This window comes from Acidisphaera sp. S103, from assembly GCF_009765975.1.
GTDB lineage: Bacteria > Pseudomonadota > Alphaproteobacteria > Acetobacterales > Acetobacteraceae > Rhodopila.
In genome coordinates, this window is the sequence record NZ_LMUJ01000048.1 from 212,306 (window position 1) to 233,195 (window position 20,890).

Annotated in this window: 11 protein-coding genes; 5 read left to right on the top strand and 6 right to left on the bottom strand. The window is 63.8% G+C overall.

The window, feature by feature from the left end; genetic code table 11:
* Positions 1–191 precede the first annotated feature (191 nt).
* From GSQ89_RS13520 to GSQ89_RS13530, 3 genes are all read right to left on the bottom strand, one after another.
* Entirely contained in the window at positions 192–3,161 is a 2,970-nt protein-coding gene (locus GSQ89_RS13520) for a glycosyltransferase (RefSeq protein ID WP_158925912.1), read from the bottom strand.
* 12 nt (positions 3,162–3,173) lie between these two features.
* Positions 3,174–4,412: a CaiB/BaiF CoA-transferase family protein gene (locus GSQ89_RS13525; RefSeq protein ID WP_158925914.1), complete on the bottom strand. Its 1,239-nt coding sequence runs from the start codon at positions 4,410–4,412 to the stop codon at positions 3,174–3,176.
* A gap of 243 nt (positions 4,413–4,655) precedes the next feature.
* Positions 4,656–5,366 (bottom strand): dienelactone hydrolase family protein, encoded by a 711-nt coding sequence (locus GSQ89_RS13530; protein WP_158925915.1) that lies wholly within the window; start codon positions 5,364–5,366, stop codon positions 4,656–4,658.
* Positions 5,367–5,420: 54 nt separating this feature from the next.
* Here GSQ89_RS13530 and GSQ89_RS13535 point away from each other — a divergent pair, with 54 nt between their 5' ends.
* Positions 5,421–5,636, top strand: coding sequence for an addiction module antidote protein (locus tag GSQ89_RS13535; RefSeq protein ID WP_254073195.1), 216 nt, complete (start codon positions 5,421–5,423; stop codon positions 5,634–5,636).
* A 243-nt stretch (positions 5,637–5,879) separates the two neighbouring features.
* On the opposite strand, the gene GSQ89_RS13540 is transcribed toward GSQ89_RS13535, so the two are convergent.
* Both GSQ89_RS13540 and GSQ89_RS13545 read right to left on the bottom strand, forming a co-directional pair.
* Positions 5,880–6,773, bottom strand: coding sequence for a 50S ribosomal protein L11 methyltransferase (locus GSQ89_RS13540; protein WP_158925917.1), 894 nt, complete (start codon positions 6,771–6,773; stop codon positions 5,880–5,882).
* 62 nt (positions 6,774–6,835) lie between these two features.
* Positions 6,836–9,049: an ATP-dependent helicase gene (locus GSQ89_RS13545; protein ID WP_371734250.1), complete on the bottom strand. Its 2,214-nt coding sequence runs from the start codon at positions 9,047–9,049 to the stop codon at positions 6,836–6,838.
* A 589-nt stretch (positions 9,050–9,638) separates the two neighbouring features.
* Here GSQ89_RS13545 and GSQ89_RS38480 point away from each other — a divergent pair.
* Entirely contained in the window at positions 9,639–10,328 is a 690-nt protein-coding gene (locus GSQ89_RS38480; RefSeq protein ID WP_216856165.1) for a choice-of-anchor E domain-containing protein, read from the top strand.
* A gap of 428 nt (positions 10,329–10,756) precedes the next feature.
* Positions 10,757–18,235 carry a sulfotransferase gene (locus tag GSQ89_RS13555; protein WP_158925921.1) on the top strand — a complete coding sequence of 2,493 codons (7,479 nt, stop codon included), beginning with the start codon at positions 10,757–10,759 and terminating at the stop codon, positions 18,233–18,235.
* A 32-nt stretch (positions 18,236–18,267) separates the two neighbouring features.
* Here GSQ89_RS13555 and metF read toward each other — a convergent pair whose 3' ends face one another.
* Positions 18,268–19,212 carry a methylenetetrahydrofolate reductase [NAD(P)H] gene (gene metF / locus GSQ89_RS13560; RefSeq protein ID WP_158925923.1) on the bottom strand — a complete coding sequence of 315 codons (945 nt, stop codon included), beginning with the start codon at positions 19,210–19,212 and terminating at the stop codon, positions 18,268–18,270.
* Between the two features lie 218 nt (positions 19,213–19,430).
* Between metF and GSQ89_RS13565 the strand changes: the two genes are divergently transcribed.
* Both GSQ89_RS13565 and GSQ89_RS13570 read left to right on the top strand, forming a co-directional pair.
* Positions 19,431–20,255 carry a VacJ family lipoprotein gene (locus tag GSQ89_RS13565; protein WP_158925925.1) on the top strand — a complete coding sequence of 275 codons (825 nt, stop codon included), beginning with the start codon at positions 19,431–19,433 and terminating at the stop codon, positions 20,253–20,255.
* A 30-nt stretch (positions 20,256–20,285) separates the two neighbouring features.
* A complete protein-coding gene (locus GSQ89_RS13570; RefSeq protein ID WP_158925927.1) occupies positions 20,286–20,885 on the top strand; it encodes a phospholipid-binding protein MlaC in 600 nt (199 codons plus the stop codon).
* The last annotated feature ends 5 nt before the right edge of the window (positions 20,886–20,890 follow it).

The following is a 20,890-nucleotide window of genomic DNA, read 5'->3' on the forward strand; positions in this document are numbered from 1 at the left end:
GCCACCCGAAGACCGGCCCCGCTGGGGAGGGGGAATAGCGAGGCCGGCCGCCGAAGAAAGCAGAGTTTGGGGGGATCACTCTGCGGCACCCCCCGTACGAGCATGGCGCATATCAGTCAAGATTTTTTACGCGAAACTAAGATAATAAATTAATACAAATACAGATGTATAGAATATATTTGAGACTAATATCACTTTAATGGCGTCACTGACGTCTGCGGTGCGATGACCGAGGCAACCGCCCGGGTAAATTCCGCACGCCCATTCTCCTGCTGCAAGCGGTGCAACGCCCTTTCGCGGATCGACTGCCACAGTGTCGCATCGCGGTACACCGCCACTACATGGGCCGCGAAACGCACGGGATCGCCCGAACCGGCGACCAGGAGTTCCCGGCCCGGATTCCAATTCAGCTCCCCGCGCAACACATCGGTGGCAACGACAGGTACGCCGCGGGAAGCCGCCTCCAGCACCTTATAGGGCGCCCCCGCGGCATATCGGGTTGGTGCGACGAAGACCCGATGGGCGTTGTAAAGTGGGGTCAGATCGGCGACCGGGCCACGCAAGGTGACGCGCGGATGGTGATCGAATCGGCTCATATCGATCCCGGGTGCGACGTATCCGGCGATGGTCAGCCGGGTTTCCCATTTCAATTCGGCTTCGATCAACGGCAGCACGGCATCGACGAACCAGACCAAACTGTCGAGGTTGGGACTGTCTGCTTGATGAACCGCACCAACGAACAGCATCCCCGCCCGCTGGGCAAACGGTCGCGTGGTCGGGTTCGGCTCGATCATGTGCCCGATGACCGAGACATGCGGGAAACCGAGCGATCGCAGCGTGCCGGCCTCCGCTTCGGTCACTGCCACGGCCTGTTGGCAGATCGCGGCGTCGGTCACGATCGCCTGCATCGCGGACGGCAGATCGTACTGCTCACCGGCCAGTTCCGCCTGCATCGCCTCCCGGTGCGGGGTGATCGCCTCGGTATCCGCCACGATGCGGGCCTTCAAGGTACCGGCCGCCACCGATCGTGCCAGAATCGGCCTTACCCGCGCCAAATTATGTGTCCGCGCGACCCAGACCATATCGTAGTAGCCCGGCCGGGCGGTCAGAAACGCGGCGAGATTGTCCAGCGACAATGTGTGCATCACCTCCACCGAGTCCGGCATATCGCCGAACACGCGGGTCAGGTCGTGGTCGCACCCATTCACCGGAAAAACCGTGACGGCGTGGCCGAGGGACGCCATCACCTGGATCAGGTCGTTCGCGCGCACGAAGCCGGAGCCGATCCGCCGCAGCGGCACGGTATCCTCGATGAACAGGATGCGGTGTGGTTTCGCGCCGGCGTGGCGGGCGAACACCTGGGGCAGACCGCCGGGTGCCTGCCGTTCCGCCAGCGCCGCCGCGTGCTTGTGCAGGAAATGTTCGCTGGGCGAACCGCGCGCCGGACCCGCATCGCCGACGGCAAGCATCACGGACGGATCGTAGACCACGCTGAACCCGGCTTCGGCGATCCGCAGGCACAGATCGACCGTCTCGTACCCGGTCGCACATTCGTGGTCGAATCCGTCGAGTTGGGAAAGCAGCGCGGTTCGCACCAACAGGAAGGCCGGGGCACAGAAATCGACCGCACGAACGAAATTCGCCTCCGGCTCCAATGGTGACACACCGCGCTTGTAGTCGTGGGTACCGCCGGTATTCCACAGGATGCCGCCCGCCTGGGCGATGGTGCCAAGCCCTTGCAAGATCATTCCGCCGACGGCACCAATCGATTCATCCGCCGTCAGGCGGGCACGGGCTCGGTCCACCGATCCCGGTGCGATCCGACCCTCGCTGCACAGGAACAATACGGTTTGTGCCCCAGCAAGCTGTCGGCCCGTATCTGCTGCCCGCGACCAGCCGATATCGCTTTCGAACCGCAACACCTTGGCGCCCGGAACGTATTGTCCGATCGCGCTGGTTTCGTCCCCGGACGCGCAGTCGATGATGATCAGTTCGATGTCCGAAACCGTATTGGATCGCAGCGAGGCGATCGTGGCCATCGCTGCCGCGAAGCCATTCCGCACCACCATGACGACGCTGACGACGGGTTCGGCCTGGCATTCGAAGCGGTACCCGTGACGCCCGGCGATCGGCAATTGCGCGACGGCCGCTTGATGGAACAGATATTGGGCCTGCCCAACGGTGATCGTCTCGGTCTCGGGTCTGGCCGAAGGAAGCCCGGCGGCGGCGCCGATCGCCAGCCAGTGTGCATAGGCATCCGCCGCACGCCCCTGTTCCAGGTCCGCTCGCACCGGCGGTTGCGTGGCGTACCAGGCAAGATCGATGAAGGCGGTTGGCGCGCGCTTCTCCTTCGCACCGAACCGCAGGAAGTGCGCGTATCCGTTACGGAAACTGCGCGCTGTCACCACCGCCCGCAGGCCGGGATCGCGCCGCAGGTACCAGGACTCCGAAAAACTCTCCAGCGGATCGAATTCGGTCGACGTATCGTTGCACAAGTAATGATGCAGCGCACATTTCCACCGCTTTGCCGCGATCGTCGCGGCGACGTCGGGATAGCGCTTCAGATACCATGCCGGATCGAAATAAATTGATGTGCGCAACTCCGGCTCGCCGGATTCGATACGGTTCAGGTAGTGCTGGAAAACACCATTTTCACGGATCGCGGCAACGTCGGAGGAGTCGAAATGCGACAGATAGATATGTGGATCGAACAGCAGGTGGCCGATACGATCTTCCTCGATGCCGTGGCGCAGGTAATGATCGTAACCATTAAACAGCCCGAATTCGGCGAGAACCTCATTCGTCAGATCAGGATAGCGGTCACGATAAGCCAACTCATCGAACAGCCAATGCGCGGACCGATCCAGGGCGCCGCGCCGGCAATAGGCATCGAAGGCGGACCGCCAATCGCCGCCCGCCGCCACCCGCTCGGCGATTTGTGGATACATCTGCCGATGCCACGATTCGTCGAACATGCGATTGGGCGAATGACCCTGCCGCTGTCCGATCTCCAGGTAATATTCGAGAACCGCCGCCGGTTCGTCGGCACTGACGTCGGGGTAGGTGCGAAGATACCATTGCCAATCGAAGACTGCCCAGGGGATCATGGTTTCCCCAGGCAGCTTCAACACCTCACGAGCGGGCAGATCGAGCGGCCACATGGTCCGCGCCCGCTATAGCCGCCGCTTTACGTGCAGCACGCCAGCTTCGCGCAACGCATCGATTTCAGCTTCGGTATAGCCGGCCTGGGTTAGGATTTCGCTGCCATGTTCATTGAATTTCGGCGGTGGGCGGCGGGTGCCGCCCTTGGTGCGGCTGAATTTGATGGGCGTCCCGATGCCTTTGTACCAATCCAGTTCGGTGACCATGTCCCGATGCGCCGTATGGGGCGCGGCGGTGGCCTCATCCACCGGCAGTACCGGCCCGGCCGGCACACCCGCCCGGATCAGCCGCAACGCCAGTTCCTTGCCGTCCTGGTCGGCGAAGGCGGCAGCCAATGCCAGGGTCAGCGCGACGCGATTGACATTGCGTTCGCCGTTGTTGGCGAAGCGCGGATCGTCCGCCAATTCAGGCCGCCCGACCAACTCGCACAGTTTTCGAAACTGCCCGTTGTTGCCGCTGGCAATGAAGATCTCACAGGTCCGGGTCGGATACTTGTCGTAAGGCACAAGGTTGGGATGCGGGTTCCCGGTGCCCGCCGGACGCTTGCCATTGAGGAAGAAATTCGCCGCCTGCGGGTGCAGCAGCGCCATTCCGCAATCGTACAAGGTCATGTCCAGATACTGGCCCTGGCCCGAGTGGCCACGCTCATGCAGTGCCATCAGGATGCCGATCGCCGAATACAGGCCGGTTCCCATGTCGACCATGGCCGTGCCAAGCCGCATTGGACCGGTGGAGGCGTCGCCGTTGACGCTCATCAGGCCGGTCATGGCCTGCAGGATGGCGTCATAGCCGGGAAGGCCGCCCAATGGACCATCGCCGCCGAAGCCGGAGACGCGACAATGGATCAGACCCGGAAAGCGCTTGGACAGCACCTCCTCATAGCCCAACCTCCATTTTTCCATTGAGCCTGGCTTGAAGTTCTCGATCAGCACGTCGGCGCCTTCCAGCAGGCGCAGCAGCACGGCCTTGCCCTCGGGCTTGCCCAGATCGAGCGCGATCGCCCGCTTGTTGCGGTTGACGCCGATGAAGTAGCTGGCATCGTCCCCGTGGAACGGAGGGCCCCAGTCGCGGACCTCGTCACCCTGCGGCGGCTCGACCTTGATCACGTCCGCGCCGTGGTCGGACAGAATCATGGTGCAGTAGGGGCCGCCCAGCACGCGGGTCAGGTCGATGACCTTGATTCCGGCCAGGGCGCCCGCTGTTTTCGCGAGCCCCTTGCCGGCCGGCGCCGGGGTGATTGAACCATCCATCAGGTCGTGTTCTCCGTGTTGAAAAGAGCCTGGAACCGAGGGTGCCCGGGTTCCGCCACGCGTTATCCTAAGGCTTCGTGCATAAACAAATGCTTCGATGTTGGCACTGTCGCCCAGTCCCGTCATGGCAGGCGCAGGCCTGCCATCCACGCCTTTTTCCGAGACCTACACAGCAAGGCGTGGACGGCGGGCCTTCGCCCGCCATGACGATGAGAGGCCGGCGGCGTTCGCCGGACAATTCGCTTATTCCCCGGCGAGCCCTAAGGTTGCCGCCAGGACCTCCGCGCTCCGGCCGTTGGCGATGGCCGCCGACCGGCCGTCCCAGTGGATACCATTTACCCGGGCAAACGCGTGATCGGCATTCGGATAGACGTGGCTGACGGCGTGTGTGTGCCCCCGGGTTGCCGTGACAACCGCGGCACGTCCCTCGGGCGGGAAGAAGGCGTCCTTGTCGGCGATATGCATGATCAGCGGCTTCGTCACCTTGGGCAGGTCGCCCAGCAGACCGTCCAGTCCGACGCCGTAATAGGATATATTGGCATCCGCATCCGACTGCGTGGCCATCATGAACGCCAACCGGCCGCCAAGGCAGTAGCCCATGGTCGCAACCTTGCCATTGGCGCCGGGCAGTGTCCGGCAGGCAGCGACGGTGGCCTTCAGGTCCTCGATCCCCTTCGCCTGGTCGAAGGTCTGGAACAGTTCGAAGGCCCGTTTCCACTCGGCATCCGACTTGTCGGTGATGTCGATGCCCGGCTCGATCCGCCAGAACAAGTCGGGGGCCACGGCGATGAACCCCAGATCGGCGACCCAGGCGGCGATGTCGCGCATCGCCTGGTTGACGCCGAAAATCTCCTGGATCAGCACGACGACTCCGGCGGGCGTGGTCTTCGGTTCCACGACGTGGGCGGCGAACCCGCCGGTGCCGTCGGTGGCCTGGATGGCGATGCTGGGCATGGTCCGACCCTCCCTGAGTGACTGCGTCAGGTCGAGGATACAGGATGCGCGTTCGTGCTGACCAGACGTGGCTGGTTGGTTCGGGTATATTGCGCATGCACTTGGCATTATTGCGCGCGCGAAGGGGATGCACAGATTGCCAGCCAGACCGGTCTTTCCCGCGAGCAGCTTTACCGGTCGTTCAGCAAAACAGGCAATCCGACGTTGAAAACCACGATATCGGTGATGAAGGCGCTTGGGATCGAATTGACAGCCAAGGTCCACGCTTGACCACCAGGGGCGGTGCGTAACCATGTGTGCGTCAGACGACAGTTTGTCCGACGATATTGGGGACATGTGCGAAATCCCGGCGGACCGTCTGAAAACTCACGCCTGCCGGGATTTCGCATGATCCGTTGTCCTGAGAACGGCCCCGGGCTAATTCCGAGACTGCGTCAGGCCGTCGCAAGTTGGATAACCACAACGATCGACGAAAGCTGCCGATGCCGGTCATAACGAATAGCTGGCCCCGCGTCAGACCGCGGTTGCTGCTTTCCGCACCACGATCGTCGTCCATGGCCCTTGCGGCAACATCCGCTCCAGCCGAAGCCCCTGCGACCGGTGCGCCGCCAGCACCCAGCGCGCCTGGTTGGCGAGCAGCCCCGCCAGAATCGCGGTGCCGCCTGGAGCCAAATTCAACGCCAGATCACGCGCCATCAGGCACAGTGGGCGGGCGAGGATGTTGGCGAACACCAGGTCGTAAGGCCCGCTGCCGCGCACGAACGGGTCGCGCCATCCATCGGCCAGCCGAGCCGTCACCAGGTGCGTCACCCCATTCAGTTCCGCGTTTTCCGCTGCCACGCGTACCGCCCAGGGTTCGATATCGGTCGCCAGCACGGGCTGGTTCATCAACCGCGCCGCCGCCATCGCCAAAATCCCAGACCCCGTGCCCATATCCAAAATCCGCGACGGCCGGCGGCGCGCGACGGTTTCCAGTGCGACTAGACACCCGCGCGTGGAACCATGCTCGCCGGTTCCGAACGCCAGTCCGGCGTCCAGCGTCAGCGTGATCCGGTTCGGCGTCTCCGGTCCGGTCAGATGCGTGCCGCGCACCGCGAACCGCTCACCGATCAACTGTTCGGGGAACGATGCGTAGGTCCGGGCCAACCAGCCATCCGCTTCGGTTGGCGAACGCTCCAGCACCGGCGCTTCGCCGGTCATCACAGCCGCCACCGCCAGGGAGGACGCCAGTTCAGCCTCGTTGACGCCGACCTGCTTGACGCCCTCGACCCGCCAGATGCCGGTGTCGTGGTTACGGAAGAAACCAACCGTTTCGCACGCGTTGGCCAGGGCGGCTTCGTAGGCCTCCAGTGCGTCCTCCGTCACGCTGACGGCGACGGTTTCCAGCGGGATCGGATGATTGGCCATAAGAACTCTCTGTTTGATCGCGTGATTCACGCCTTCCGGCCTCCGGCCTCAGACGATCACGCTCAGGCACGCTCCACGAAGCGATCCAGCACGCGTTTGTCGCCGGATGTTTCGAAATGCACGTCCAGCTTGTCGTCGTCGACCGCATTGACCGTGCCGTAGCCGAATTTCTGGTGGAACACCCGCGCGCCCACCGGAATTTTGTCAGCCCGAGCGGGACGTCCGGGTTGCTCCCAGACGTCGATCACGCGGGGCGGGCGGGCGATCAGCGGAAACTGGCCGGAGAACGCTGTCGCCGCGTTGATCCGGGCGGTTCGAGACCCGCCAATCTGCGCCACATGTGCGTCGGGCAGTTCTTCCAGGAAGCGGCTGGGGATGCTGACCTGCCAGTTCGCATAAATCCGCCGATTGGCCGCATGACTGACGATCGCCCGCTTCCGCGCTCGGGTCAGACCGACATAGGCAAGGCGACGTTCTTCCTCCAACCCCTTGTTCCCGCTTTCATCCATCGACCGCTGGTTGGGGAAGACGCCTTCCTCCCACCCCGGCAGGAAGACAGTGTCGAATTCCAGTCCCTTCGCGCCGTGCAGGGTCATCAGGCTGACCTTGTCGGTGTCGGATCGGTCCTCGTTCTCCGTCACCAGCGCGACGTGATCGAGGAATCCGGCCAGCGTCTCGAAATCGGCCAGGGCGCGAACCAGTTCCTTCAGGTTTTCCAGCCGGCCGGGGGCCTCGGCGGATTTGTCCTGCTTCCACATCTCGGTGTAGCCGCTTTCGTCCAGCATCGTGGCGACGGTGACGACGTGGCCATCGACCGCCAGCATGTCTCGCCAATGGCCCATGTCGCGTAGAAGCGCGCCGATCGCCTCCTTCACCTTGCCTTTCAGGCCGGCGGTTTCCACCAGGCGGCCAGCAGCCACGGACAGCGGAACCTGCCACGCGCGGGAGGCTTCGTGCATGGTCCGCAGCGCCGATTCGCCGACGCCGCGGCGGGGCACGTTGACGATCCGCTCGAACGCCAGATCGTCGGCCGGCTGCACCGTGGCGCGCATATAGGCGATGGCGTCGCGGATTTCGGCGCGTTCGTAGAACCGCAGGCCACCGACCACGCGATAGGGGATACCGACCTGGATCAGCCGTTCCTCAAAGGCGCGGGTTTGGAAACCGGCGCGGACCAGGACAGCCATCTCGGCCAAAGGATGTCCGTCGCGGCGCAGTTCCTCGATCTTGCCGGCGACCATCTTGGCTTCTTCGTCGGAATCCCAGAGTTCGACGACGGAGACTTTTTCGCCGTCCTGGGCGTCCGTTCGGCCCGGGCGCAGGGTCTTGCCCAGCCGGCCCTCATTGTGAGCGATCAAGCCGGAGGCGGCGGCGAGGATGGAGGCGGTGGAACGATAGTTGGATTCCAGGCGGACGATGTGGGCGCCCTCGAAGTCTTTTTCGAAGCGCAGGATGTTTTCCACCTCGGCGCCGCGCCAGGAGTAGATCGACTGGTCGTCGTCGCCGACACAGCAGATGTTCTGGTGGCCCTGGGCGAGCAGCCGCAACCACAAATACTGCACCAGGTTGGTGTCCTGGTACTCGTCCACCAGGATGTAGCGGAACCGGCGATGGTAGTCGGCCAGCACGTCCGGCCGGGTCCGCAGGATCTCCGTCATGTGCAGAAGCAGATCGCCGAAATCCACCGTGTTCAAGGTGCGCAGGCGGTCCTGATAGGCGGCATACAGCGTCTGGGCCAGGCCGTTGGCGAAGTCGGAGTCTTCGTTCGGGGTAATCCGCGCCGGGGTCAGGCCGCGGTCCTTCCAGCGCTGGATCACCGCCATCAGCGCCGCCGGCACCCAACGTTTGGTATCGATCCGTTCCGCCTCCATCACCTGCTTCAGCAGGCGAAGCTGGTCGTCGGTGTCCAGGATGGTGAAGTTGGATGCCAGCCCGACCTGTTCGGCATGCCGGCGCAGCATGCGGGCGCACAAGGCGTGGAATGTCCCCAGCCACAGGCCCTCCGCGGGTTCGCCGAGGAGGGCGGAGACCCGTTCGCGCATCTCGCGGGCGGCCTTGTTGGTGAACGTGACGGCCAGCACCTGGTTCGGGAAGGCGCGTTTGGTCAGCAGGATGTGGGCGAATCGCGTGGTCAGCACGCGGGTTTTGCCGGTGCCGGCACCGGCCAGCACCAGCAGCGGGCCATCGACAGTTTCGACGGCCGCGCGCTGCTCGGGGTTCAGGCGGGTCAGGTAGTCTTGGGGAAGAGCGGATGAGGTCTGCACGCAATTGGATATAAGGCACTTCGGGGAGGGACGGAAATGTGCGTTCCACCAAGCTGCGGCACCTGCATCCACGGCCTCCGTTGCATTTCGGAAGGCGAACACAGATCGGCCAGCGGTCGTCCCTTTGCCAGAGGACGGTAGCATGGTCCCGCCTGGCCTGCCGGTTCGGATCGGCACCCGAGCGCATCGGGCATGGGGAGGTGACGGGTACCGTCCGCCGGTTTCGCCGAGGTGCCCGGCATCATGCTCGCACGGTGTAAAGCGTTAGCGCGGGTTGTTCTGGGCATGGCGTGCCAGCCTGCCGCGTGTCACACGGCGTCGCTGGTTGGAACCAGGCGCCCCACACCGGGACATAAGGACAAAATCGGCTACTGGAAGGCCGTTCCCCGGATTCGAGACCCAACAATTTCATCCAATCAGGCGTCGTCCACACTTTCAGGGGCTGGCATGTTTGTCGCCGGCTGAGAGTCGGAATTTTTTACACTTCGCAAGTGCCTCGGCATCATCGATCAATAATTTCAACAAGTTAAAAACTGGCATAGCCCTTGCATTGAACCTGCCACGCCTAAGACGCTGCCCACATGGTACCTGGAGAGATCGGATGAACCCCTACAAAGTCGCCCTTGTTGCAACGACCGCACTCGTGGCCAGCAATTCGCTGTCGTTCGCGAACGTGGTCGCGCAGACCGCAACCTTCAGTGCGTTGACCGACTGGGGAACGACACCCCAAACCCCCAACTTCACGCCGACCCAAAGCCTTGGTTTCGCGGGGTTCAATACCAGCCTTGGGACGTTGAACAGCATCACCATTACTATCACCGACAGCGTCAATGGCTCTCTTAACCTTAAAAACAGTGGCACCGGCTCGACGAGTGTCACCGGCAGTCTGTTGAACACGCTAAAATACTCCTATCCGAACCTCGCGCAGAAGTCGATTACCCTCGCCAGTTCGTCCTTTTCCGCGACGCTGGGAGCGGGAGCGAGTTCGGGTTTTCAGCCTGTCTCCGGTACCACGACCAGAAATGCGACCGTGAGTAGCGATCTCGCGGCGTTCGAGACGGCGTGGGCCGTCACCGCCGGCGACCTCGGGCAACTAACCATCGGCTCTGGCAATAGTAACGGTATAGCTACCTACACCGATACGGGCACACTGACGATCGTGGCAGACTACAACTACACGCCTGCGGCGCCTCCTCCTCCGCCGGGGGTTCCCGAGCCCGCCACTCTGTCCATCCTGGGAGCCGGTTTGACGGGCCTCGGCCTGCTGCGCCGCCGCCGGAAGTCAACCTAAACCAGATTGGCTTAGCCACACAAACGGAGCGGCCCTTCATCCGAGGCCGCTCCGTTTAGTATGTTTAGGTTGTGTGTCGGATATCTTTTTTCGCCGATGATTGGCTTGACCAGACGCGAGATCGTCCGGTGGGTGGACTGGCCGCGCCCAGTGTAAAGAATTCCGACAAGCTGAACGTGGTTTCATAGTGTCTTCGAATTTTGCCTCGGTCTCGTGGCCGAACTTCACAAAACAACCCGCCAACCGTCGAACAAGACCAGGTCGATGGTGGCCCGCCGCTAATCATCTGCAGCGTTCTCGCGACGTCAACATATCCGCGGTTCCCGCTCACAACTGACAAGTGATGTCCGGGTCAGGCGCGCATTTCAATTGATTGCCAGACCCTCTAGAACGGCACGCGACAACCGAATGTTCATGCGCGACTCCCTATGACCGAAGCAAGCGATACGGCCACCGACATCGATGCCGGGTTGGCGCACCATGAAGCCGGTCGGCTCGCCCAGGCGGAAGCGCTGTACCGCAGGGTTCTGGAACAAGAGCCCGATCACCCTGATGCGCTCAACCTGCTCGGTGTCATCCTGCAAGACACCGGCAATCTGACTGAGTCGATCGCTGTCCTGTCCCAGGCTGTGGCCGCCGATCCGGAATTTCCCGAGGCATTCGCGAACCTCGCCCGTGCCCAATGCGCCGCCGGCGATCCGGCGGCCGCGAAACGCAGCAGCCAACGGGCGATTGAGCTGGACCCGGACCTGGCCGAGGCACACCTGCAACTGGCCCGATCCCTGCTCGCACTGCAGGACGATGCGGCCGTCGTGATTGCCGCGACCCGGGCGGCAGCCCTGGCACCGGATTCGGCGGACGCGTTGCTCTTTCTCGGCCATGCCCAAGGCAAGTTGAAAGACTATCCCGCCGCCGCTGCTGCCTACCGCTCCGCCGAGCAACTGGCTCCCGACCGCTACGAGGTGGTGTTGAACCTCGGAATCATGCTGGCGGAATTGAATCAACTCGACGAAGCGACCATTTATTGCCAGCACGCCGTGACCCTGAAGCCGGACCACGCCAGCGCCTACGTCGCCCTGGGAGGGGTTTTGCGGCGATCGGAAGACTTTTCCGGTTCTGTCGAAGCCCTGAACCAGGCCGTCGAACGCGCACCGGACCATCTGGAGGTCCGGCTGCAACAGGGCGACAACTATGCCCTCATGGGGCGATTTGACGCCGCTGCTGATTGTTACAATCAGCTTCTCGCGCTGGATCCCGCATCGTCGGATGCGTTGAGCCGCCTGGCCGCGATCGGCAAACTGCCTGACGCGGCAAGCGCGCATGGCCTGTTGCAAGCGACCCTAAACGACCCGGCCAGATCGGAGATCGAGCGGTTGTCGGCAGGGTTTGCGCTGGGCTCGCTGCTGGACAAGGCCGGCAACTACGAAGCCGCCTTTGCGACGTACGCTGCCGCCAACCGGCTGGCGCTCGAATCGTTTGCCGTGTCCGCGGACAGGTTCGACCTCCCCCAATTTCGGCGGCGGCTCGATCAGCTCAGGACAGCCTTTGTTCCCTCTGCCCTTGAAGCGACGGCGGGCTGGGGGAATCCGTCCGAGGTTCCCGTCTTCATTGTCGGCATGCCGCGTTCGGGAACCACCCTGGTCGAGCAGATTTTGGCCAGCCATCCAAAGGTCCACGGGGCAAGCGAGCTGAAGGATATGTTCGAGATCGCCGGGCGCCTGGAAGGCGACGCACCAGGACTCTCGCCGGCCACCTGGGATCCCGCCGCCGTTCGGGACCAGGCCGCGGCCCAACTCGCGCGGTTGCAGGCACTCGGCGGATCGGCGGATCGGGTCATCGACAAGCTGCCCGACAACATCATGCAGCTTGGCCACATCGCCGTGTTGTTCCCGAATGCGCGGGTCATCATTTGCCGTCGCGATCCACGTGATGTCGGTCTGTCGTGCTTCTTTCAACGCTTCCGCGACGGCATGGCCTGGGCGTACGATCTGACGGACACGGCGGCGCGGACGTCCGAGATCGAGCGGCTGGCCGATCACTGGCGCAATGTCCTTCCCCTGCGGATGGTGGAGATCAACTACGAGACACTGATTGGCGATCTGAAGGGCGAAAGCCGTCGCCTGATCGACTTCCTCGGACTCGAGTGGGATGACGCCTGCCTGTCATTTCATGAAACCCAGCGGGCCGTGCAGACAGCAAGCTTCTGGCAGGTGCGCCAGCCGCTCTATTCTTCTTCCGTCGGACGCTGGCGGCATTATTGCCCGTATATCCAGCCATTGCTGGATGGACTGACAGGTCTGGTCGCGACCGACGACACGCAGCTGTCGGTGCCGCGGATTTTGGCCGAGGCTCGGTCTTTCCTGTTGGCGGGCCATATCGAACCCGCGGAATCGGCCTACCGCCTGGTCATCGAACGTCAGCCGGACAACATCGAAGCCCTTCACCGCCTCGGCCAACTGGTCCGTGGCCGAGGTGACCCAAGGCAGGCTGCGTCCTTGCTTCGCCGTGCCGCCGCCGGCCGGCCTGGTGACGGTGAATCGTTGGTTGAGTTGTCCCGCGCCTATCGCGCGATGGGTGATTTTCACGCATCGGCGGAAACCGCCAGCGAAGCGGTCGCGCTGAACGAATCTGACGCGGCGGCTCAATTTTTGCTGGGAAGTGCCCGGCTGGATCTGAATGATCCGGTCGGCGCGACAGAACCGCTGCAACGCGCCATCGCGTTGGCCCCCGAATTTGCCGACGCTCAGCACTATTTCGCCATGGCCTGCATGCGGTTAAAAGACTTTCGATCCGCTGCCGCCGCGCTGCGGGAAGCGGTACGGCTGAATCCGGACGACGCCGAGTACCTGACGAAGTTCGGCCGGGTGCTGTGCGAACTCGACGAGTACACCGTGGCTCTGCCCAGTCTGCGTCGGGCGGTCGAGTTGGCACCCGCGGATGGCCGGGTCCACCTGGCCTTGGTTACCGCGTTGTGGGGCGCGCGGGACGTCGCGGCGACCGAGGTGGCGTGCGATAAAGCCCTGCTCGTCGCTCCGGACACCGCCGAACTGTGGGTGCATAGCGGCTATTGCAAGGCGGCACGCGGCCGGTTTGCCGAGGCGGCGGATTGCTACCGTAAAGCAATCGCCCTCGAACCGGACCTCGACTCACCGCTTTATGGGCTGGTTTCCGCCGGTCACCTGGCGGAGGTTCAACCGGACGCCGCACGGCTGCGTAACGTGCTTGACGACCCAGGCAAGGCGCAGCGTGAGCGGGCTGGCGCGGGCCACGCTCTGGGCGAACTGCTCGATCGCGCCGGCGATTATGACGCGGCCTGGGATGCGTATGCGGCCGCCAACCAACTGGCTCGCGCATCGCATCAGGCCACCGGCCGCGCATTCGATCCAATTGCCCTCGATGCATATGTTGAAACGATCATCGCGAATTTTCCGCCCGGAACGTTCCCGGCCACCACAGGTTCGGGCAATGCGTCCGATCTTCCGGTGTTCGTGGTCGGCATGCCACGGTCCGGCACGACCTTGGTCGAGCAAATCGCCAGCAGCCATCGGACTGTCTTTGGTGCCGGAGAACGCGACGACATACGCAACATCGTCGTTCGGCTACAGGCCGGTCAGGCCGATCCACGGCCTATCGCCTGGGACCCGGCCGCCATTGCCCACGAGGCAGCGGCGCATTTGCAAAAGCTGCGTCTTTGGGGGGGAGACGCCACACGGGTCATCGACAAGTTGCCCGACAATTTTCAGTGGCTCGGGCCTATCGCGATGCTGTTCCCGCGTGCCCGGGTCATCATCTGCCGCCGGGATCTCCGGGACGTCGGCCTATCGTGCTACCTGCAGCATTTTGGCGACAATTTGCCGTGGGCGACCAGCCTCGCCGATATCGCTTGTCGGGCGCAGACCTTCGAACGGTTGGTGTCGCATTGGCGGGCCGTGCTGCCGCTGGATATTCTGGAAGTGCAGTACGAGGATCTGGTCCATAATTTGGAGTTCGAAAGCCGGCGCCTCATAGAATTCCTTGGATTGGAATGGGATCCCGCCTGCCTCGCGTTCCATGAGACCGAACGGGCGGTCACGACAGCCAGCCAATGGCAAGTACGCCAGCCATTGTTCACCAATTCGATCGGCCGCTGGCGACACTATAGCGGGCATTTGCAACCCTTGCTCGCCGGATTGGCCGGACTGGTACCGTCCGACGGCGATGCGGATTGGGATTCCCTGGCCGCCGAACCAGCGGCGGCGCTGACAATCGCGGTGTCTCATCACCGCGGTGGCCGCCTCGACTATGCGGAGCCGATCTACCAGGCGTTGTTGCGGCGCGATCCGGATGATGCGGCCACGCTGCATCTGCTCGGACTGCTGCGGCTGGATCGTGGACAGCCGGCGGAGGCAATTGCGCTGATCACCCACTCCCTGGCACTGCGGCCCAATGTCGCAGCCGTGCTGGCTGCCCTCGCCCGTGCCCATTGTGCCGGCGGTGATGCCGAGGCCGCGGTCGAGGTCGCCCGGCAAGCGGCCGGTCTCGACCCGAACCTGCCCGAGGCATGGGCCGCGTTGGCAACGGCACTGACCCGCCTGAAGGATGACGAAGCCGCCACGCAGGCGTGGCATGCGGCGCTGGCGTTGAAACCCGGTGACCCGGGATTGCTGATCGATTTCGCGGGATCGCTCGTCCAGCTCGATCACCTTGATCAGGCGTTGGCGACCTATCGCCAGGCCGCTTCCCTGGCACCTGGCGACCCGCGTGCGCTGTTTGGTGTCGCCCATGCCCAGTTGCACGCCGGGGACGCCGCCACGGCGGCCGACACGTGCCGGCACGCGCTTGAGACGATGCCGGATTGGTCGAGGATGTGGATGTTGCTGGCCAATTGCGAGGCCATGCGGGGCCGGTTCGATGCCGCGGCCGAAGCCTACCGACGCACCTTGGCGCTCGAACCCGGGTTGATTGACGCGTTCCATGATCTTGTATCGATGGAGGGGCGCTTCGACGACATTGCGGCGACGCATGTAGCACAGAACGTGCTGGAGGACCCGGCCCGGCCGGTAAGGGACCGCGTCGCGGCGGGATTCGCGCTTGGAAAAATCCACGACCGGTCGGGCGCGTATGATCAGGCTTTTGCTGCTTTTGCGCTAGGCAACCGGCTGCTGCGTGACGATCGTGCGGCACGCGGGTATGTCTTCGATCGAAACCAGTTTCGTGCCCTGGTGGACCGGCAGATCGCCGCGATCAATCGGCAGACGTTCGCCGTCACGGCGGGATGGGGTAATCCGTCCGAGGCGCCCGTATTCATCGTCGGAATGCCACGCTCCGGTACCAGCCTGGTGGAACAGATCGCCGCAAGCCATCCGCTCGTGTTTGGTGCTGGCGAGCAGAGTGAGATTTTTCACATTCTGACGACACTGGACGGCGGGCCGACCGTCCGCCGTCCCGCCGTCGCCTGGGATCGGGAAGCCGTGCGCCGCGAAACGCTCGCGCACGTCCGATACCTGCGTGGCCTCGGCGGCGACGCTGTCCGGGTCATCGACAAGCAGCCGGACAACATCCAGTGTCTCGGCCAGATCGCCGTGCTGTTCCCGCATGCGCGCATCGTGGTCTGCCGGCGTGACCTGCGGGACGTCGGCCTGTCATGCTTTTTCCAGTATTTTCGCGAGGACGAACTGACCTGGCCCGACGATCTCGTGGACTGCGCGTTCCGTGCCCGGGAAGTCGAACGTCTGATGGACCATTGGCGCAAGGTGCTGCCGTTCCCCATCCTGGAGATCGACTACGAGACCCTGATCGCCAATCCGGAAAGCGAAAGCCGCCGGTTGATCGACTTCCTCGGCCTGGAATGGGATCCGGCGTGCCTCGCTTTCCATGAAACGGAACGGACCGTGATGACCGCCAGTCACTGGCAGGTGCGTCAGCCGTTGTATGCGAGTTCGGTCGGACGCTGGCGCCATTATCGCCGGCACTTGCAGCCCCTGCTCGCCGGACTGGCTGGACTGGTTCCCTCAGACGGCGATGACGATTGGGACTCGCTGGCGAGTGACCCGGCGACGGCGCTGGCCATCGCGGTGTCCCACTATCAAGGTGGTCGGCCCGACCATGCGGAGCCGATCTACCGGGCCGTGCTGCGGCATAACCCTGACGATCCGGTCGCGCTGCATCTGTTGGGGTTGCTCGTGCTGGATCGGGGAGACCCGGCGGAATCGATCGCATTGATCACCCGCTCCCTGACGCTGAGACCCGACCTGGCTCCGGTGCTGGCAGACCTGTCGGGGGCTCACCGCGCGGCGGGCAATGCCGAACCAGCGGTCGAAGCAGCCCGCCATGCGGTGGCCATCGACCCGGCTTTGCCTGTCGCGCTGGTGCAACTCGGCTACGCACTGCTCATGCGGGAGGACACCGCCGGCGCGGTGGAGGCATTGCAACGCGCGACCGAGGTCGCTCCGATGCTGGCTGAGGCCTGGGTCGGTTTGGCAACGGCGCAGTCCGGTCACGGGAATTACGAGGGCGCCTCGGACGCGTGGGAGGTCGCGCAGACGCTGCGGCCGGACGACCCCGGATTGCTGACCGAGTTCGCGGCGTCGCTGGCCGAACTGAAGCGCTTCGAGGAGGCGTTGGCAGCCTATCGACAGGCCGAGACCTTGGGGTCCGGCAATCCCCGCGTGCAATACGGCATTGCCGACTGCCTGATGCACAGTGGCGACGTGGCAACGGCCGCCGACATATGCCGGCAAGCGCTCGTGATCACCCCGGATGCAAGGTTCTGGCTGTTGCTGGCCAATTGTGAGGCCGCGTTGGGCCATTTTGACGCCGCCGCCGAGGCGTGCCGGCAAACCTTGGCGCTCGACCCTGCATCGGCGGGCGCGCTCCACGACCTGGTCGTTTTAGGACAGCGCCACGATGACGACGCGGTAAAGCAAGCGGCCAGGGTGGCGTTGGACGACCCGTCCCGGCTGGTGCGAGACCGCGTCTCGGCGGGCTTCGCGCTGGGGCAGGTGTGCGACCGGCATGGCGCGTATGACGAGGCTTTCGAGGCCTACGCCCTCGCCAACCGCCTGTTGCGTGAGGATCGCAACGCCCATGGTTTCGTGTTTGATCGCGATAAATTTCGGAACTTGGTGGACCGGCAGATCGCGACGTTCGATCCACGCCTGTTCGCCGCCAGCACGGAATGGGGCGATCCGTCCGAACAGCCGGTGTTCGTTGTCGGTATGCCGCGGTCCGGCACAAGCCTGGTGGAGCAGATCGCCGCCAGCCACAGGCTGGTGTTCGGCGCCGGTGAGCAGGCGGAGATATTCGGACTTCTGACCTCGTTGGAAACCGAACATGCAAGTCATCACCCTGTTGGGTGGACGCGTTCATCCGTTCGGCGCGAAGCCACCGCCTATGTGCAACATCTCCGCGGTTTCGGCGGCGACGCCGCGCGGATTATCGACAAACAGCCGGATAACATCCTGTGTCTTGGCCAGATCGCCATATTGTTCCCGCGAGCCAGGATCGTGGTCTGCCGACGGGATCCGCGCGATATCAGCCTGTCCTGCTTCTTCCAGTATTTTCGCGACGACCCCCTGGTATGGACCGACGACCAGGAGGATTGCGCGTTTCGGGCGCGCGAGATCGACCGCCTGATGGACCACTGGCGCAAGGTGCTGCCAATCCCCATCCTGGAGATCCAATACGAGACCTTGGTCGGCAACCTGGAACGCGAGAGCCGCCGGCTCATCGATTTCCTCGGACTGGACTGGGATCCGGCGTGCCTCGCTTTCCACGACACCGAACGAACCGTGATGACCGCCAGTCACTGGCAGGTGCGGCAGCCGCTTTATACCGGTTCGATCGGCCGGTGGCGCCATTATCGACGCCACATCGGGCCGCTACTGCGGGCGTTGCAGGGGATGGTCCCGGCGGACGATTACGGCTGAATCGCTGCGTGGCGTCCGGTCACGCACGCATCTCAGGCCGCGACACCTGCCCGAACCCCGAGTACATGCGCAATCGCATACGTCAGGTCCGGACGGTTCAGCGTGTAGAAGTGGAATTCATCCACACCGTTCGCCTGTAGCAGCCGAACCTGCTCCGCCGCGACCACCATGCCGACCATCCGGCGGGTTTCCGGGTCGCTTTCGGTGCCCTCGAACAACCGCCCCATCCAGGCTGGCACGCTGGCACCGCACATGTCGGAAAACTTTACAGCCTGCGCGAAATTGGACACGGGCATGATGCCCGGCACAATCGGGGCGGTAATTCCGGCCGCCAAACACAAGTCCAGGAAGCGCAGATAGGTCGAGGTATCGAAAAAGTACTGGGTGATCGCTCGGGTTGCCCCGGCGTCCAGCTTGCGCTTCAGGTTCTCCAAATCCCCCACTGGGCTGGATGCACCTGGATGCACCTCCGGATAGGCCGCGACGGAAATCTCGAAAGCCGCCACCTTGTGCAGCCCGGCAACCAAGTCGGCGGCATAATGATAACCGCCCGGGTGCGGCTCATACGCCTGGCCCGGCGGCGGATCGCCGCGCAGCGCGACGATGTGGCGCACGCCCGCCTCCCAGTAGCCACGCGCGACCTCGTTCACCTCATCCTGCGTCGCGCCGATACAGGTCAGGTGCGCGGCGGGCACCAGGCTGGTTTCTTTCACGATCCGGGCGACCGTGGCATGGGTGCGCGCCTGGGTCGTCCCACCGGCGCCATAGGTCACCGACACGAACCGCGGTGCCAGCGGGGCCAGCCGGTTGATGCAGGTCCAAAGCTGTTGCTCCAGCGCCTCAGTGCGCGGCGGAAAGAACTCGAACGAGAGTTTCGGCGCGGGGTGGCCGGCCAGCCGCATCGGCAGCGCGGAAAAGCGCGGGCCGGTCAGCCAGCGCTGCAATGTGGCGGAGGCGGTGTCGGTCTGTTCGTCCATTGCCGCTGAATCCTAGGTTTTGACCCGAAACGCAAGTGAATCCCGCCGGGGCCGATGTGGGAATTCCCTAACCGGCCCGCTTCGTGGTATGCGCTTGCCGCTGCGTGGTTCACGGAAAACTCAATACCGGGGTGTTCCAATTCGCTGCACACTCGCCATGTGACCGTCTGCCGGGACACGCGCGCTGTAGTCGCGTCCGGAACTAACCCGAGGAATTGATGCGACCTAGTCCTATTTCCCGCCCATCGTTCTCCGGGACGGCCAGATTTTTCGCTGTCTTGGCCCTGGTCGGCTTGGGTCTGTCCGCGTGCGCGACCAAGCCGCCGGCGAGCGACCCCGACGCCTTGGCCGACTATCAGCAGACGAATGATCCGCTGGAACCGACCAACCGGGTCTTCTACGCGATCAACAACGGTCTCGACACGGTCATCCTGCGGCCGGCGGCGCTGGCCTATCGCTTCGCGGTGCCTGCCCCGGTGCGCGACGGCATCCATAATGTGCTGTCCAACCTCGGCACGCCCGTCGAGCTCGGCAACGACGTGTTGGAAGGCAAACCCCGGCGCGCCGGCGACACGACGATGCGCTTCCTGATCAACACGACGGCCGGCGTTGGCGGCATCTTCGACGTGGCGAAGAAGTTGGGCTACCCGGATCACGACGCCGATTTCGGCATGACTTTGGCGCTGTGGGGCGTCCCGGAGGGGCCGTTCCTGTATCTGCCGGTCCTGGGACCCAGCGACCCACGCGATGCCACGGGCTTCGGCGTGGACATCCTGATGGACCCGTTCACATGGATGGGTCCACCCAGCAGCACCGGCCTCACGGTGTTCAAATGGACGCGCTATGGGCTGAACGCAGTTGACTCGCGGGAGCGCGTGCTTGATGCCCTCGACTCGATCAAGAAGACGGCCCTCGATCCGTACGCGACGTTCCGCAGCCTGTATCGCCAGCATCGTCACGCCCAGATTGAGGAGTTGCGCAACGACCATCGTGCCACGGTCCCGGACTGGTTCCCACAGCCGGCGGCCGCGTCCGCGAAGTGATCGATCCCGTTACCGGAGTTCGGATATAATATGACTTACCGTCGGCACTTTCTGACCTTCGCCGCCGCATCGGCGCTGTTCCCGCTCTCCGTCCGCGGCCAAGGCACCGACAAGGCTGCCGCGTTCGTGAAATCAACCGGTGACAGACTGGTCGCGATCGTCAACGGCCCTGGTTCGGCCGTATCGAAGCGTGCGGCCATGACCCAGGTCCTGGACGCCGACGTCGATGTCGACGGGATCGGCAAATTCTGCCTTGGCCGCTTTTGGCGCCAGGCGACGCCGCAGCAGCAGCAGCAATATCTGGCGCTGTTCCACGAGGTTCTGGTCACCAATATCACCTCCAAGCTCGGGGAATACCAGGGTGTGACATTCACCATGGGCCGCACCAAGCCACAGGATGAGGAGGCGGCAGTCTCGACCACGGTGGTCCGCCCCAACAATCCGCCCACCGCGGTCGATTGGATCATCGCCAATCCATCGACCGATCCCAAGATTATCGATGTGGTGGCGGAGGGCACGTCGCTGCGGCTGACCCAGCGCCAGGATTACGCATCCTACCTGACGCACAACCACGACAGCGTCGACGCGCTGATCGCGGCGATGAAGAATCAGGTCTCGCGAAGCGGGTAACGGAC